This is a genomic window from Nocardioides sp. CF8 (genome assembly GCF_000389985.1).
Taxonomy (GTDB): Bacteria; Actinomycetota; Actinomycetes; order Propionibacteriales; family Nocardioidaceae; genus Nocardioides; species Nocardioides allogilvus.
This window is the reverse complement of record NZ_CM001852.1, coordinates 2,749,884-2,765,122: the sequence shown is the minus strand read 5'-3', so window position 1 is coordinate 2,765,122 and position 15,239 is coordinate 2,749,884. Positions and strand designations below refer to the sequence as shown.

Genomic DNA, 15,239 nt, shown 5'->3' with positions numbered 1-15,239 from the left:
CGTCGTGGGGTGTTCATGCGACGACTCGCTGGATCACGGCGGCGGACATGCTCGCCAGGGCGCGGGCGAGGTCGCCACTGGCGGCCTTCCCGGCTGCGTCGGCGAGGGTCGCGGAGAGTGCTGACTCCACCGCGGTGACCTGGTCGCGGGCCAGCTCGGGCGTGGGGGCCGGCGACTCGGCCTCGACGGCTTCCGGCTCGGTGCCGTCGTCGAGCACCGCCAGGTGGGCGGCGTGCATGCGCAGCAGTGACCCGGTCTCGGCTCGCAGCGGTCGGTGCTGGGCTCGCACGGCCTCGAGCAGGGCGACGGTGAGCAGGATCTCGGTGCGCGCCGAGGTGACGACCTCGGCATCCGGAGGTGCTTCGGTGGTCGGCGCGTCGGAGGGTTCTGCGCTCGGCGGGTCGAGCTCGCACGACGCCAGGGCCAGCGGCGCGGAGAGGGCCAGCGCGAGCGCCGTACGCCGTGAGGTGTGGGCACGCGGGATGGACACGACGGTGACCCTAACCGCTGGCGTGCGGTGTCGGCGCAACGCGTCGGAGCGGCTATCGTGGCGGCAACAACAGCACAAGGAGGTCGCACGCGTGAGCAGCGCCAAACAGGACGCCACCCGGGATCGCATCGAAGCCGAGATCACCGACCCCCTCAGTGCCATGGGCCTCGACGTCGAGGCCGTGGAGCTGACCCCAGCCGGCAAGCGCCGCGTGCTGCGCGTCGCCGTCGACCAGGACGGCGGAGTCACGCTCGACGACGTCGCCGACGCCACCCGTGAGATCGACCGGGTGCTCGAGGAGTCCGACGTGATGGGCGAGCTGCCCTACACGCTCGAGGTCACCTCGCGAGGCGTCGACCGCCCGCTGACCCTGCCGCGCCACTGGCGCCGCAACGAGGACCGCCTCGTCAAGATCACCCTCGTCGAGGACGGTGAGGTCACCGGCCGCATCGTCGCCTCGAGCGAGGAGTCGACGACTCTCGACGTCGACGGGGACACCCGCGAGGTGCCCTACGCCGACATCGCCAAGGCGCTGGTGCAGATCGAGTTCAACCGCAAGAAGAAGATCGACAGCGAGGACGCCTGATGGACATCGACCTGAGCATCTTGAGGATGCTGGAACGCGAGAAGGAGATCTCCTTCGACGTGCTCGTCGACGCGATCGAGCAGGCCATGCTCACGGCCTACCACAAGTCGCCGGGGTCCAGTGAGCACGCGCGCGTCGAGCTGGACCGCAAGTCCGGTCACGTCCGGGTCATGGCCCGCGACGTCGACGAGGACGGCACCTCGAGCGAGGAGTACGAGGACACCCCCGCCGACTTCGGCCGCATCGCCGCCACCACGGCCAAGCAGATCATGCTGCAGCGGCTGCGCGACGCCGAGGACGACATCCGGTTCGGCGAGTTCGCCGGCAAGGAGGGCGACATCGTCTCCGGGATCATCCAGCAGGGACGCAACCCCGACGACGTGATGGTCGACCTCGGCAAGCTCGAGGCGATCCTCCCGATGGGGGAGCGGGTGCCGGGCGAGGAGTACAAGCACGGCGAGCGGATCAAGTGCCTGGTGATCTCCGTCCGCAAGGGCATGCGCGGGCCGCAGATCACGCTCTCGCGCAGCCACCCGACGTTGGTCAAGAAGCTGTTCGCCCTCGAGGTCCCGGAGATCGCCGACGGCACCGTCCAGATCGCCGCGATCGCGCGCGAGGCCGGTCACCGCAGCAAGATCGCGGTCTTCACCAAGGTCCAGGGCGTCAACCCCAAGGGCGCCTGCATCGGCCCGATGGGGCAGCGGGTGCGCAACGTCATGGCCGAGCTGCACGGCGAGAAGATCGACATCGTCGACTGGTCCGAGGACCCGGCCGAGCTCGTCGCCCACGCGTTGTCGCCGGCGCGGGTCCGCTCGGTCGAGATCATCGACCTGGCCGCCCGCTCGTGCCGTGTCGTCGTGCCCGACTTCCAGCTGTCGCTGGCGATCGGCAAGGAGGGCCAGAACGCCCGTCTCGCCGCCCGCCTGACCGGCTGGCGCATCGACATCCGCTCCGACGACGCCCCGAACCCCGCCGACTCGGAGTCCGACTCAGAGTAGGAACCGGCTGATCGCCTGCCAGTAGGCGTCGTGGTCGGCCAGCGAGACGTGGTCGTCCTCGGCGAAGTCGACCACCTCGGTGGTCGCCGGCAGGCGGGCGATCAGCCGGTCCGTCCGCGCGGGCAGCACGAGGTCGTCGCGCCCCGACCGCAGCACCAGGGTCGGGGCGGTGACGCGGTCGGCGTGCCGGACCGAGTCGAAGTGCTCAGCGAGCAGCCACTGGACGGGCAGCCGGTCGCGCACGACCCCCGGCAGGGGGAGCGGCAGCAGCGACCGGATGACGGCGACGAGGCTGTCGAACGGCGTCACGAGGACGAGCCGGTCGACGTCGCGGGCCGCCGCGACCTGGACGGCGACGCCCGACCCGAGGCTGCGCCCGAGCACGGCGACCTTGTCGTGGCGCGTGCACAGGTCGTCGTACACAGCCAACGCGTCAGCGACGATCGCGCGCTCGGAGGGCTCGCCGGTGCTGGCGCCGTAGCCGCGGTAGGCGACGAGGTAGGTCGCCCGGTGCGGCACGTGCTCGCGGAACCGGTCGCCCCAGCGGGTGACGTGCTCGGCGTTGCCGCCGAGGTAGAGCAGGGCGTCGGGTCGTTCGTCGTGCACGACACGGCCGCGCAGGACGGCGCCGGGACGCTCCAGGACGTAGGTCGTGACGTTGGCGCCGTGCCGCGTGCCGGCCGCCTGGAAGACCTGGCTGCGGGTGAAACGGTCGAGGCGCGTGGGGCGGCGAAGCCGTGAGGGTGGGCGTGGCACGTGTCAGACCCTGCCCGCCGCAGGTGAACGATCGGGGCCATTCGGGTTTTCGACCCTCCACGCGATAGAGTCACCGATGGTGGATTCCTTGACCGAACGCGCTGCTCCCGTGCCCATCCGCACGTGTGTCGGCTGTCGGGCGAGGGCCGCCAAGAGCGAGTTGCTACGAGTCGTCGTCGGCTCGGACGCCCAGGGCCAGCCGGCCGTGTGCCCCGATCCACGCGGCGCGGCACCAGGTCGTGGGGCGCACCTGCATCCCACACGTGCGTGTTATGACCTCGCGGTTCGCCGGCGGGCGTTCTCCCGGGCCTTGCGGCTCCGGGTCGGGCTCGCCAGCACACCGGTCGAGGACCACCTCGACTCGCTCGAACCAAGCAATTGACCAGGCAACACCGACAAGAAGCTGGAGCACGCAGCTCATGAGCACTCGATGAGTACTTTCCGATGAGTTTGCACCACCACTAGCGTCTCCGTTTGCCCTCCTTCTGGGTTGACGGAACCAGAAGGAGCGTAGTTTTCACGTGGCCAAGACCCGAGTCCACGAACTCGCAAAAGAGTTCGGTGTCGAGAGCAAGTTCGTTCTCGAGAAGCTCAAGGAGATGGGTGAGTTCGTCAAGTCGGCATCGTCGACCGTCGAGCCTCCCGTCGAGATGCGTTTCAAGAAGCAGTACGGCGAGGAGCTGAAGTCCGCAGCGGCTTCCGCCCCCGCCGCCGAGGGAGCGTCCGCGGACGCCGCCCCCGCCAAGCCGGTCGCAGGTCGACCCGGCCCCAAGCCCGGCCCGAAGCCGGCAGCCAAGCCCGTCATCGAGGAAGCTCCCGTCGCGGAGCCCGCCCCGGTCGCCGAGCCCGTCGTCGAGACCCCGGCCCCCGTGGCCCCCGAGCCCGCTGCTCCGGCCGAGCCCGAGGCCCCGGCCGCCGAGGCTCCCAAGCCGGCGACTCCCGCCCCGCGTCCGGGTGCCCGTCCGGGCGCTCCGCGTCCGGGCAACAACCCGTTCGCGCCCAGCCAGGGCATGGGTCGCCGTCCGGCACCCGCGCCGAGCGCCGAGCCCGCCGCAGGCGCACCCGCCGCTCCCGGCGACCAGCGTCCGCCGCGTCCGCCGGCTGCCCGTGAGGGTGGCGTTCCGGCTCGTCCCGGCATGCCTCGCCCCAACCCGGCGATGATGCCCAAGTCTCCTGCTGCCTTCGGTGGCGGCCCCGGCGGTCGCCCCAGCGCGCCCGGTCGCGGTGGCCCCGGTGGCGCACCCGGTCGCGGTGCTCCCGGTGGCGCACCCGGTGGCGCTCCCGGCCGTCCCGGTGGCTTCGGCCCCTCGGGTGGCGGTCGTCCCGGCGGTGGCCAGCGTCCCGGCCAGCGTGGCCAGACCCAGGGTGCCTTCGGGCGCGCTGGCGGCCCGTCGCGTCGAGGTCGCAAGTCCAAGCGCGCCCGTCGTATGGAATTCGAGGCCATGGAGGCCCCGACGATCGGTGGCGTGCGCGTCCGCAAGGGCAACGGCGAGACCGTTCGCCTCGCGCGTGGCGCTTCGCTGACCGACTTCGCCGAGAAGATCAATGTCGACGCAGCTGCCCTGGTGCAGATGCTCTTCTCGCTCGGCGAGATGGTCACCGCGACCCAGTCCGTCGGTGACGAGACCTTCGAGCTGATCGGCGAGGAGCTCAACTACGTCGTCCAGATCGTCTCCCCGGAGGACGAGGACCGCGAGCTGCTCGAGACCTTCGACATCGAGTTCGGTGCCGACGAGGGCGACGAGTCCGATCTCGCCATCCGTCCGCCGGTCGTGACCGTCATGGGTCACGTCGACCACGGTAAGACCCGCCTCCTCGACGCGTTGCGTGACGCAAACGTCGGCGACAAGGAGGCCGGTGGCATCACCCAGCACATCGGTGCCTACCAGGTCCACACCGTCGTCGACGGCAACGAACGCCTCATCACCTTCATCGACACCCCCGGTCACGAGGCGTTCACCGCCATGCGTGCTCGTGGTGCCCAGGCGACCGACATCGCGATCCTCGTGGTGGCGGCCGACGACGGCGTCATGCCGCAGACGGTCGAGGCGCTCAACCACGCCAAGGCCGCCGGCGTGCCGGTCGTGGTCGCGGTCAACAAGATCGACAAGCCCGACGCCGACCCGACCAAGGTCCGTGGACAGCTGACCGAGTACGGCCTCATCCCCGAGGAGTACGGCGGCGACGCGATGTTCGTCGACGTCTCGGCCAAGGCCGGGCTCAACCTCGACAAGCTGCTCGAGGCTGTCGTGCTCACCGCGGACGCCTCGCTCGACCTGCGGGCCAACCCCGACCAGGACGCCCAGGGCCTCGTGGTCGAGGCACACCTCGACCGCGGTCGCGGTCCGGTGGCGACGGTCCTCGTCCAGCGCGGAACCCTCCGCGTCGGCGACTCGATCGTGGCCGGTCCGGCTCACGGTCGTGTCCGGGCCATGCTCGACGAGCACGGCAACGAGATCACCGAGGCTGACCCGTCTCGTCCCGCGATGGTGCTCGGTCTCTCGGCAGTGCCGGGTGCCGGTCAGAACTTCATCGTCGTCGAGGACGACCGGATGGCTCGCCAGATCGCTGAGAAGCGTGAGGCGCGCGAGCGTGCGGCCATGCAGGCCAAGCGTCGTGTCCGTCGCAGCCTCGAGGACTTCATGGCCTCCATGGAGAAGGGCGAGAGCCAGGAGCTCAACCTCATCCTCAAGGGCGACGTGTCCGGTTCTGTCGAGGCGTTGGAAGACGCTCTCGCCAAGATCGACGTGGGCGACGAGGTGTCGCTGCGCGTCATCGACCGTGGTGTCGGTGCGATCACCGAGACCAACGTCGACCTGGCGGCCGCGTCCGACGCGATCATCATCGGCTTCAACGTCCGCCCGCAGGGCAAGGCGAGCCAGATGGCCGACAAGGAAGGTGTCGAGATTCGTTACTACTCGGTCATCTACCAGGCCATCGAGGAGATCGAGGCGGCCCTCAAGGGCATGCTCAAGCCGGTCTACGAGGAGTCGACCCTGGGGCAGGCGGAGATCCGCGAGATCTTCCGCTCGTCCAAGGCCGGCAACATCGCGGGCTGCATGGTCATCGGTGGCCTCATCCGCCGCAACGCCAAGGTGCGCATCCTGCGCGACGGCGCCGTCGTGGCCGACAACGTCGACCTCGCCTCGCTCCGCCGCGAGAAGGACGACGCGTCCGAGGTCCGGGAAGGGTTCGAGTGCGGCATCGTGCTCAAGAACTTCCAGGACATCAAGATCGGCGACATCGTCGAGTCCTTCGAGATGCGCGAGATCGCGCGTTCCTGATCGATCCGGTGCAGGAGTCCCCGCTTCGGCGGGGACTCCTGCACCGTTCGGCCGTTGCAACCCCCTACCAGTGCAAGAGTCCCCGGGTAAGCGGGGACTCCTGCACAGGGCAGTTTGAGAGAGTGAACCCATGAGCAACCCTCGCGTCCGCAAGATCGCCGACCGCATCCAGGTCATCGTCGCCGAGATGTTGGAGCGCCGGATCAAGGACCCGCGCCTCGGCTTCGTCACGATCACCGACGTCCGGGTCACCGGCGACAGCCAGCAGGCCACGATCTTCTACACCGTCCTCGGTGCCGACGAGGACCTCGCCAGCACCGGCGCCGCGCTCGAGTCGGCCAAGGGAGTGATCCGCTCCGAGGTCGCCAAGCAGCTCGGGATGCGCATCGTCCCGTCGCTCACCTTCATCCCCGACGCCCTCCCCGACAGCGCCCGCGCGCTGGAGGAGGTGCTCGCCCGGGCCAAGGCCAAGGACGAGGAGGTCGCCGCGCTGCGCGTGGAGACCTACGCCGGCGAGGAAGACCCGTACAAGAAGCCCCGCGAGATCCACGACGAGGACGACGAGGACGAGGACGACCTCGAGGACCTCCGCGCCGCTGACGAGGACGAGCTCGAAGACTGATGGGTGACACTGCCGGCCTTGTCATCGTCGACAAGGCCGCGGGGATGACGTCGCACGACGTCGTCGCCCGCGTACGTCGACTGGCCGGCACCCGCAAGGTCGGGCACGCCGGCACGCTGGACCCGATGGCGACCGGCGTGCTGGTCCTCGGGCTCAACCGCGCCACGCGGTTGCTCGGTCACCTGATGCTGACCGAGAAGGCCTACGACGCCACCATCCTGCTCGGCACCTCGACGACCACCGACGACGCGGAGGGTGAGGTCACCGCGACCGCGCCCACCGACGGCGTCACCGAGGACGCGATCCGCGCCGCGCTCGCCTCGTTCGTCGGCGAGATCGACCAGGTCCCGACGGCCGTCAGCGCGATCAAGGTCGACGGCAAGCGCGCCTACCAGCGCGTGCGCGACGGGGAGGAGGTCGAGCTCAAGGCCCGCCGCGTCACCGTGCACGAGCTCACCGTCACGGCCGTCCGCGGTCCCGAGGTCGACATCTCGGTGCGCTGCTCCAGCGGCACCTACATCCGCGCGATCGCCCGCGATGTCGGCGCGGCGCTCGGGGTCGGCGGACACCTCACTGCCTTGCGGCGTACGGCGGTGGGGCGCTTCGACCTCGCACAGGCACGCAGCCTCGAGCAGCTCGGCGACGAGCTCACCGTCGTCCCGATCGCCGACGCGGCGCGCGCGACCTTCCCCGGGGTCGACCTCGACGAGCAGCAGGCCCTCGACGTACGCGTCGGACGCCGCTTGTCGCTGGCGCTTCCGGGTGCGGGGGAGCATGCGCTGTTCGCGCCCGACGGCGAGTTCCTCGCCCTCTACGAGCCGACCGACGACGGGGCTCGCCCGGTCGCAGTCTTCGTCGGCTGATCCGTCGGTAGGCTGCGCCCGTGCAGATCTGGTCCTCCTTCGACGACGTGCCCGTCGACCTCGGCCCGACCGTCGTCACGATCGGCAACTTCGACGGCGTCCACCTCGGGCACCAGCACGTGCTGCAGCAGGCGCGTGCCACCGCCGTGGAGCTCGCCGTGCCGAAGGTCGTGGTCGTCACCTTCGACCCACACCCGATCGCGGTGCTGCGTCCCGAGCACGCGCCGCCGACGCTGACCGACATCGAGACCCGCATGCGGCTGCTCGAGGCGGCCGGTGTCGACGCCGTCCTGGTCGTGCCCTTCGACCGGGACATCGCGTGCTGGACGCCGGAGGAGTTCATCGACCGCGTGCTGGTGGGCGCGCTGCAGGCGCGCGGTGTCGTGGTCGGCGCCAACTTCCGCTTCGGCAACCGGGCCGCCGGCGACGTCGCCCTCCTGCGCACCGCGGGGGAGACCCGTGGGTTCGTGGTCGAGGGCGTCGCGCTCGACGGCGGCCCGCAGGTGTGGAGCTCGACCTACATCCGCAACTGCCTGGCGGCCGGTGACGTGGCCGGCGCGGCCGAGGCGCTCGGTCGTCCCTTCACCGTCCGCGGCGTGGTGGTCCAGGGTGACCAGCGCGGCCGCGAGCTCGGCTTCCCGACCGCCAACGTGCCGACGCCGGTCGAGGGCGCGGCGCCCGCCGACGGCGTCTACGCCGGCCGGCTCACCCGCCTCGACACCGGCGAGAGCTTCCCCGCGGCGATCTCGGTGGGCACCAACCCCACCTTCGACGGCGAGCGCGAGCGCCGCGTCGAGTCCTACGTCCTGGATCGAGACGACCTCGAGCTCTACGGCGTCGAGGTCGAGGTGGCCTTCCTCGAACGGCTGCGCGGCATGGTCAAGTTCGAGGGCATCGACGCACTGGTGGAGACCATGCACGGCGACGTACGCCGCGCTCGCGAGCTCCTGGCGTGACCCAGCCGGAGGACCGGGCCGAGGCGGAGGCGTGGTTCCTGGCCCACGGGCTGCCCTACTTCGTCGACGACCTGCGTGAGCACGTACGTCGCAGGCTGGCCACCGGCCGGCTGCTGGTCGTCGCCGTTCCGGCAGGGATCGGGGCCGGGTGGTGGACGGGTCAGGTCTCCGCCGGCATCTCTGTGGGCGCCACGGTGCTGCTGCTCGTGGCAGCGCTGTATGCGGGCCGGGCGCTGCAGGCGCGGCGGATCGCGACGTGGGCGCTGCGCCACACCTTCGCGAGCCTCGAGCTGCTGTTCCCGCTGGCCACGCGAGCGCTGCCGATGCTGCTGCTGTTCGTGACGTTCCTCTTCATCAACACCGAGGTGTGGATGGTCGCCTCCGCGCTGGACGGCGGGACCCTGTGGGGTGCCGTGCTCCTGTTCGCCGCGATGGCGCTCGGCTTCCTCGTCGTGCGGCTGATCGAGGAGGTCGACCGGCTCGACGACCAGGTCGGCCGGGCCGAGCTCGGTGACGAGGCCGACGTGGTCGGCCTGCAGCGCGCCAACCCGGTGCTGGTGCTGCTGATCACCCAGGCCTTCCAGGTGCTGCTGCTGGCGCTGGCCGTGTTCGCGTTCTTCATCGTCTTCGGCGCGGTCGCCATGGACGAGGGAGTCCTCGAGAAGTGGATCGAAGGGCCGCTGACCTACCCGTGGGGCATCCGGCCGATCAGCCTCGAGCTGGTGCAGGTCTCGGTGTTCCTCGCGGCCTTCAGCGGGCTCTACTTCGCGGTCTTCGCGGTCACCGACGAGACCTACCGGCGGGAGTTCTTCGCCGACGTGCTCGGCGAGCTCGAGCAGGCGTTGCGCGTCCGGGTGGGCTACCTCCGCCGGAAGTGACCCACCCGTCGCCGTACGGCCCTCAGGCGTCGAAGGCGGCACGACCCTGCATGGCGGAGGTGCCCAGGTCGCTCTTGGGGAGGGCTCCACCGGCGTTGACGGCCGTGGCCCACGCGTCTGTGGTGGCGACGGCGGCGAAGTTGGAGTGCAGGAGCACCAGCAGGGTCTCGTGCAGCTGGTCCGCGGACACCTTGCCGGCCTCGTTGGCCAGGTGGATCGCGCCCGTGGCGTCGGAGAGGATCTCGGCCGCGAGTCCACGCTCCTCGGCGCCCACGGCCGTGGCGATGTCGCAGTTGTTGGTCATGTACCCGACGATCGTGATGGTGTCGACGTCCTGCTCGGCGAGCCACTCGGCGACGTCGGTGCCGGCGAAGACGCTGCCCTTGTCCTTGCTGACCCGCTTCCAGGTGGGGCTCAGGCGCTGCTCGATCTCGGGGTGGAGCGACCAACTCTCACTGCCCACGGCGAAGACCGGCGCACCCTGCGGCAGCTCGTGCTGCACGACGACCACGGGCAGGTCGTGCTGCTGTGCGACCTCGAGGGCGGCAACGATGTTGGCGAGCGTCCTGTCGCGTGGTGGGGCCTGGATCTGGAGGATCCCGTTGAAGTACTCCTGCTGGACGTCGACGACGATGAGTGCTCGGCGGGGAGCGGACATTTCTCTTCTCCTTGGATCTGTGACGAACGGGCGACCTCCAGCCTGGCTCGGCCGCCGTACTATCGTGAGTGGCACGAATGACGACTTTCGATGAGATCAGGCCAACATGCGGATCGCGGTCCATGCCTTCGACGGCATCACGATGTTCCACCTCGCAGCCCCGTTGCTGGTGTTCGCCGAGGTGGGCCGCCAAGGCCTGGCCGAGGGGTGGGACCCGGTCGTGTGGACTCGGGACGGCAACGGCATCCGGACCGTCGAGGGGCTGCGGGTGGAGGACGTGGCGGGCCCCGACGCGGTCGATGACGCCGACCTGGTGGTGCTGCCGTCCTGGCCGGCCGACCTGCCCGCCACCGACGAGGTGCTGGTCCGCAGCATCCGCGCCGCGCAGGCCCGGGGGAGCCGGATCGCGGGCCTGTGCCTGGGTGCGTTCCCTGTCGTGGACAGCGGACTTCTCGACGGCCGCGATGCCGTCACGCACTGGGGCGCCGCGGAGCAGCTCGCACACCGTCGGCCCCAGGTGAGGGTTGATCCCGCGGCGCTCTACCTCGACCACGGCGACGTCCTGACCTCCGCGGGCACCGCCTCCGCGATCGACGCCTGCCTGCACATCGTCCGCTCCCACCTGGGCTCTGCCGCCGCGGCCACGGTGGCGCGGAATCTCGTCGTGGCGCCACATCGCGAGGGTGACCAGGCACAGTACGTCGAGCGCCCGATGTCCCAGCCCGGCGGCGTCGGGCACCTCGGGCCGACCATCGACTGGGCACTCGCCCACCTCGACCAGCCACTCACCGTCGACGACCTCGCGGCACACGCCCGGATGAGCAGGCGCAACTTCACACGTCGGTTCGCCGAGGTCACCGGCACGACCCCAGCGCGTTGGGTGCTGGCCCGGCGCCTCGACGAGGCACGGCGGCTCCTCGAGACGACGTCCTGGTCGGTCGCTCGCACTGCGGCGGCCTGTGGCTTCAGCAGCGTCGTGACGTTCAGGCAGAACTTCGTCGCGACCTACGCGACCACCCCGACCTCATACCGGCAGCGCTTCTCACTGCCCACGACGTGATGCTCGCACTCGAGGCCGTTTTCGACCTCAGGCGTCGAGGTCCTGCTCGACGAGCGCCGCGATCTTGTCGACCGCGGCCTGGTCGTCGCCGGCCACCTCGACGGTGTCGCCGTTGCCGGCGCCGAGGGTCATGATCATCAGCGACGAGCTGGCGTCGACCCCGTTGATGGTCACGTCGGAGCCGAGGTCACCGGCGGCTTCGGCGATGATCGCGGCGGGACGGGCATGCAGGCCGACGGCCGAACCGACGACGACAGACTTGCTGGGCATGGGTGCTCCTTGCGGTTGGTTGGGCGAAATCAGAGGGAGACGGCGTCGGCGGTCCGGCCGAGGCTCTTGGCCATGACGACCAGGGCGGCCGCGACCAAGGTGCCCGCGACCAGGGCGATCAGGAAGCCCACGATCCCGTCCACGGCGAAGAGCACGAAGATGCCTCCGTGCGGCGCGCGCAGGCTGACGTCCATGCCCATCGCGACCGCGCCGGTGACGGCACTGCCGGCCATGATCGAGGGGATGACGCGCAGCGGGTCGGCTGCAGCGAAGGGGATCGCGCCCTCGGTGATGAAGGAGGCTCCCATCGCCCAGGCAGCCTTGCCGTTCTCGCGCTCCGGGATCGTGAAGAGCCCGGGACGCACCACCGTGGCGAGAGCCAGCGCCAGTGGCGGCACCATGCCGGCCAGCATGACGGCGGCCATGACCTTGAGCTCGGGGGCGTCGGTCGCGGTGGCGGCGGCGCCCAGCCCGGTCGTCGCGAACGCGTAGGCGGTCTTGTTGAGCGGCCCACCCATGTCGAAGGCCATCATCAGGCCGAGGATGACGCCCAGCACGATCGCCGAGCCTCCCTGGAGGCTGTTGAGGCCGTCGCTCAGGGCCTCCATCAGGGCGGCCAGCGGCTTGCCCAGGATCACCAGCATCACGAAGCCCGAGATGAGCGTGGCCAGGAGCGGGATCACCAGCACCGGCATCAGGCCCCGCATCCAGGTCGGCACCTTCCACTTGGTGATCCAGAGGGCGACCATGCCGGCGAGGACGCCGCCGACGATGCCGCCGAGGAACCCGGAGCTGATGGTGTTGGCGATGGCCCCCATCACGAAGCCGGGGGCGATGCCGGGCCGGTCGGCGATGGCGTAGGCGATGTAGCCGGAGAGCGCCGGGACCAGGAAGCCGAATGCAGCGGCCCCGAGGGTGAAGAGGAGCGCGCCGATGTAGGCGAAGAACGCACTGTCGAACAGGGCGTTGTCGAGGCCGAGCTCGTCGAGGTCGGGCAGGTTGAAGAAGGTGTTGTCGACCGCGATGGCCTGTCCGTCGCCGGTGATGTCGTAGCCGCCGAAGAGGAAGCCGAGCGCGATCAGCAGGCCACCGGCCGCGACGAACGGGATCATGTAGGAGACACCGGTCATCAGCACGCGACGGGTCTTGGCTCCGAAGGACTCCGTGCCGCCGGACGTGGCGCCGGCCTCGGAGACGGAACCCTCGACCCGGGGTGCAGCAGGGTCGTCGGCGTAGCGCAGCGCCTCGGCGATCATCGCGTCGGCGTCGTCGATCGGGCGCTTCACGCCGGAGGACACCATCGGCTTGCCGGCGAAGCGGCCGCGGTCTCGGACGCCCACGTCGACCGCGAAGATCACGGCAGCAGCGTTGGCGATCGTCTCGGGCGAGAGCGGCGTGGAGCCGGCCGACCCCTGGGTCTCGACGGCGATCTCGACGCCGGCCTTCTCGGCGGCCGCCTCGAGGGCCTCGGCGGCCATGTAGGTGTGGGCGATGCCGGTCGGGCAGGCGGTGACCGCGACCAGGGACCTCGGTCCGTCGCTGGATGCGGCAACGGGAGTGGTCGCTGCGGCCGCGGGTGCCGCGGCGGGCTCGCCCAGGGCCTGGCTGATCAGCTCGACGACCTCCTCGGCCGACTCGGCGGCGCGCAGGGAGTCGGTGAACGCCGGCTTGACCAGCGAGCGGGCCAGCTTGGTGAGGAGCTGGAGGTGAGTGGCGTCGCCGCCGGCCGGGGCGGCGATCAGGAACGCGAGATCGGCCGGGCCGTCCTTGGCCCCGAAGTGCACGGGCGGGTCGAGCCGGGCGAAGGCCAGCGTCGGCTCGGAGACGCCGGTGGTGCGGCAGTGCGGGATCGCGATGCCGCCGGGCAGGCCGGTGCTCGAGGTCTCCTCGCGGGCGAAGGCGTCGGCGACCAGCTGCTCGAGGTCGTCGGCGCGCCCGGCGTCGCCGACGGCGGCAGCGAGGCCACGGATGACGTCGGCCTTCTCGGCGCCCCAGGTGGCGTCGAGCCGGACCAGCTGGGTGGTGATGAGGTCGGTCATTCGCTGCCTCCCAGGACAGTGACGGTGACGAGGTCGGTGCGGAGGTGCGCCGGCTCGGGGATGGTGGTGCCGGGCAGGGCGGCAGCGGCGCTGCCGTAGGCCACGGCGAGGGCCAGGCGGTCGGGCGCGGGCAGTCCGCGCAGGTCGCCCAGCAGGTAGCCGAAGAGACTGGAGTCGCCCGCGCCGACGGTGCTGACGACCGTCGTCGGAGGGGGAGTGGCGTGCCAGGCGCCTTCGGCGGTGACGAGTACGGCGCCGTTGCCGCCGAGCGTCGCCAGCACCGTGCCGACGCCGCGGACGACCAGGGTGCGTGCGGCAGTCGCCGCCTTCTCGGGATCTCGCTCGAGGTCGTCGGCGTCACCGCCGGCGAAGGAGGCGAGCTCGGCGCCGTTGGGCTTCATCAGGTCGGGCGCCGAGCCGGGGAGGGCCTCGACGAGCGCGCGGAGCGGGGCGTCGCTGGTGTCGACCGCGACGCGGGCGCCGATCGCACGCAGGCGGCGTACGAGCTCGGCATAGAAACCCGCAGGAGCGCCCGCGGGCAGCGAACCCGCCAGCACCGTCCAGCTGGCGCCCGGTGCGCGCGCGAGCAGCGTGGCTGCCATTGCCTCGAGGTCGTCGGCATCGACGGTGGCGCCGGGGGAGTTGAGCTTGGTGGTGGTGCCGTCGGGCTCGGTGATCGTCACGTTGACCCGCACCTCGCCGGCCGGCCGGACTGGACGGCAGTCGATGCCGGCTGTGAGCAGCTCCATCACGAACGGGTCGTCCTTGGCCGCGGGTAGCACGGCGAGGGTCGGCTCGCCCGCGCTGACGGAGGCCCGCGAGATGTTGACGCCCTTGCCGCCGGCCTGCGAGGTCACCGAGACCACGCGCTGCACCTGGCCGCGGACGAGCTCACCGCCGAGCGTGATCGTGCGGTCGATGCTGGGGTTGGGAGTGAGGGTGAGGATCACGCGATCACCACCTCGACGTCGGCCGCGGCGAGTGCTGAGGCGTCGGCGTCGGACATCCCCGAGTCGGTGATCAGCACGTCGATCTCGTCGAGCGCGGCGAAGCGGATCGAGGACTCGACGCCCAGCTTGGTCGAGTCGGCCAGCACGATCGACCGGCGACCGGCGGCCGCGATGGCGCGCTTGGTCGCGGCCTCGTCGCGGTCGGGAGTGGTCAGGCCGTGCGTCGCGCTGAGCCCGTTGGTGGCGAGGAAGGAGACGTCGGCGCGGATGTCGGACAGCGCCGCCACCGTGTCGGCGCCGACGGCCGCGTGGGTGGTCGGTCGGACCCGGCCGGGCAGCAGGAAGAGGTCGATCTGGGGCAGGCCGGCGAGCCGCGCGGCGACCGGCACCGCGTGCGTGACGACCGTCAGCCGGTGGTCGCGGGGGAGCAGTGCGGCGAAGCGGGCCGTGGTCGAGCCGGCGTCGATGACGATCATCGAGCCCGGCGGCGGCAGCAGTGCGACGGCCGCGGCCGCGATCGCGTCCTTGGCCTCGGTGTTGGCCTGGTCGCGCTCGGAGATGCCGGACTCGATGACGGCCAGCGCGCTGGCGGGTACGGCGCCGCCGTGCACGCGCCGGATCAGGCCCATCCGCTCGAGCGCCGACAGGTCGCGGCGGACGGTCTCGGTGGTGACGGACAGGTCCGCGGCGAGCTCGGCCACCGACACGCGACCGTGCTGGTTGATCAGCTGGGCCATCGCCTGCTGTCGTTCCTCTGCGTACACCTGGAGTCCTTGGGGTCGGGAAGACATGTGGCGCCGGTCACGTGAATCTGTGTATGTGTTGTTTT

16 protein-coding genes are annotated in these 15,239 nt (G+C 70.9%); 9 read left to right on the top strand and 7 right to left on the bottom strand.

Translation table 11 applies throughout. The features are described from left to right. Positions 1-13 precede the first annotated feature (13 nt). Complete coding sequence (locus tag CF8_RS13490) at positions 14-490, bottom strand: hypothetical protein (protein ID WP_010833666.1); 477 nt, start codon at positions 488-490, stop codon at positions 14-16. 91 nt (positions 491-581) lie between these two features. On the opposite strand from CF8_RS13490, the gene rimP reads away from it, so the two are divergent. Together rimP and nusA are read left to right on the top strand one after the other, a co-directional pair. Beyond that, on the top strand, positions 582-1,076 hold the full coding sequence (gene rimP, locus CF8_RS13485) for a ribosome maturation factor RimP (protein ID WP_010833665.1): 495 nt from the start codon (positions 582-584) through the stop codon (positions 1,074-1,076). Beyond that, a complete protein-coding gene (nusA, locus tag CF8_RS13480) occupies positions 1,076-2,074 on the top strand; it encodes a transcription termination factor NusA (RefSeq protein ID WP_010833664.1) in 999 nt (332 codons plus the stop codon). Before rimP ends, nusA begins: the two co-directional genes overlap by 1 nt. Here the strand turns inward: nusA and CF8_RS13475 are convergent. Continuing rightward, positions 2,066-2,830: an alpha/beta hydrolase gene (locus tag CF8_RS13475; RefSeq protein WP_010833663.1), complete on the bottom strand. Its 765-nt coding sequence runs from the start codon at positions 2,828-2,830 to the stop codon at positions 2,066-2,068. The two genes, nusA and CF8_RS13475, sit on opposite strands and share 9 nt — an antisense overlap. Before the next feature lie 76 nt (positions 2,831-2,906). On the opposite strand from CF8_RS13475, the gene CF8_RS21595 reads away from it, so the two are divergent. The 6 genes from CF8_RS21595 to CF8_RS13450 all read left to right on the top strand — a co-directional run bounded on the left by CF8_RS21595 (position 2,907) and on the right by CF8_RS13450 (position 9,433). Further along, positions 2,907-3,212: a YlxR family protein gene (locus CF8_RS21595; RefSeq protein ID WP_084622877.1), complete on the top strand. Its 306-nt coding sequence runs from the start codon at positions 2,907-2,909 to the stop codon at positions 3,210-3,212. Positions 3,213-3,351: 139 nt separating this feature from the next. Next, positions 3,352-6,114 (top strand): translation initiation factor IF-2, encoded by a 2,763-nt coding sequence (gene infB / locus CF8_RS13470; RefSeq protein WP_010833661.1) that lies wholly within the window; start codon positions 3,352-3,354, stop codon positions 6,112-6,114. A 130-nt stretch (positions 6,115-6,244) separates the two neighbouring features. Beyond that, positions 6,245-6,736, top strand: a complete 492-nt coding sequence (gene rbfA / locus CF8_RS13465; RefSeq protein ID WP_010833660.1) for a 30S ribosome-binding factor RbfA — start codon at positions 6,245-6,247, stop codon at positions 6,734-6,736. Continuing rightward, positions 6,736-7,599, top strand: a complete 864-nt coding sequence (gene truB, locus CF8_RS13460) for a tRNA pseudouridine(55) synthase TruB (protein ID WP_010833659.1) — start codon at positions 6,736-6,738, stop codon at positions 7,597-7,599. Before rbfA ends, truB begins: the two co-directional genes overlap by 1 nt. Positions 7,600-7,619: 20 nt before the next feature. Then, complete coding sequence (locus CF8_RS13455) at positions 7,620-8,555, top strand: bifunctional riboflavin kinase/FAD synthetase (RefSeq protein ID WP_010833658.1); 936 nt, start codon at positions 7,620-7,622, stop codon at positions 8,553-8,555. Then, entirely contained in the window at positions 8,552-9,433 is an 882-nt protein-coding gene (locus tag CF8_RS13450) for a hypothetical protein (RefSeq protein WP_010833657.1), read from the top strand. Before CF8_RS13455 ends, CF8_RS13450 begins: the two co-directional genes overlap by 4 nt. Before the next feature lie 22 nt (positions 9,434-9,455). Here the strand turns inward: CF8_RS13450 and CF8_RS13445 are convergent, their stop codons facing one another. After that, positions 9,456-10,091, bottom strand: a complete 636-nt coding sequence (locus CF8_RS13445; RefSeq protein ID WP_010833656.1) for an isochorismatase family protein — start codon at positions 10,089-10,091, stop codon at positions 9,456-9,458. Between the two features lie 106 nt (positions 10,092-10,197). Between CF8_RS13445 and CF8_RS13440 the strand changes: the two genes are divergently transcribed. Next, complete coding sequence (locus CF8_RS13440; protein WP_010833655.1) at positions 10,198-11,151, top strand: GlxA family transcriptional regulator; 954 nt, start codon at positions 10,198-10,200, stop codon at positions 11,149-11,151. Between the two features lie 27 nt (positions 11,152-11,178). On the opposite strand, the gene CF8_RS13435 is transcribed toward CF8_RS13440, so the two are convergent. From CF8_RS13435 to CF8_RS13420, 4 genes are read right to left on the bottom strand one after another with little or no spacing between them, the layout of a single operon-like run. Then, on the bottom strand, positions 11,179-11,421 hold the full coding sequence (locus CF8_RS13435) for an HPr family phosphocarrier protein (RefSeq protein ID WP_010833654.1): 243 nt from the start codon (positions 11,419-11,421) through the stop codon (positions 11,179-11,181). Between the two features lie 29 nt (positions 11,422-11,450). Then, positions 11,451-13,460, bottom strand: a complete 2,010-nt coding sequence (locus CF8_RS13430) for a PTS fructose transporter subunit IIABC (RefSeq protein ID WP_010833653.1) — start codon at positions 13,458-13,460, stop codon at positions 11,451-11,453. After that, positions 13,457-14,410 carry a 1-phosphofructokinase family hexose kinase gene (locus tag CF8_RS13425; RefSeq protein ID WP_010833652.1) on the bottom strand — a complete coding sequence of 318 codons (954 nt, stop codon included), beginning with the start codon at positions 14,408-14,410 and terminating at the stop codon, positions 13,457-13,459. Before CF8_RS13425 ends, CF8_RS13430 begins: the two co-directional genes overlap by 4 nt. Then, on the bottom strand, positions 14,407-15,174 hold the full coding sequence (locus tag CF8_RS13420; RefSeq protein WP_010833651.1) for a DeoR/GlpR family DNA-binding transcription regulator: 768 nt from the start codon (positions 15,172-15,174) through the stop codon (positions 14,407-14,409). Before CF8_RS13420 ends, CF8_RS13425 begins: the two co-directional genes overlap by 4 nt. Positions 15,175-15,239 lie beyond the last annotated feature (65 nt).

Bases quoted from the DNA above. Each gene is read 5' to 3' on its own strand.
- CF8_RS13430 (WP_010833653.1), bottom strand. From the start codon at position 13,460: ATGACCGACCTCATCACCACCCAGCTGGTCCGGCTCGACGCCACCTGG.
- CF8_RS21595 (WP_084622877.1), top strand. From the start codon at position 2,907: ATGGTGGATTCCTTGACCGAACGCGCTGCTCCCGTGCCCATCCGCACG.
- rbfA (WP_010833660.1), top strand. From the start codon at position 6,245: ATGAGCAACCCTCGCGTCCGCAAGATCGCCGACCGCATCCAGGTCATC.
- nusA (WP_010833664.1), top strand. From the start codon at position 1,076: ATGGACATCGACCTGAGCATCTTGAGGATGCTGGAACGCGAGAAGGAG.
- truB (WP_010833659.1), top strand. From the start codon at position 6,736: ATGGGTGACACTGCCGGCCTTGTCATCGTCGACAAGGCCGCGGGGATG.
- CF8_RS13440 (WP_010833655.1), top strand. From the start codon at position 10,198: ATGCGGATCGCGGTCCATGCCTTCGACGGCATCACGATGTTCCACCTC.
- CF8_RS13435 (WP_010833654.1), bottom strand. From the start codon at position 11,421: ATGCCCAGCAAGTCTGTCGTCGTCGGTTCGGCCGTCGGCCTGCATGCC.
- CF8_RS13445 (WP_010833656.1), bottom strand. From the start codon at position 10,091: ATGTCCGCTCCCCGCCGAGCACTCATCGTCGTCGACGTCCAGCAGGAG.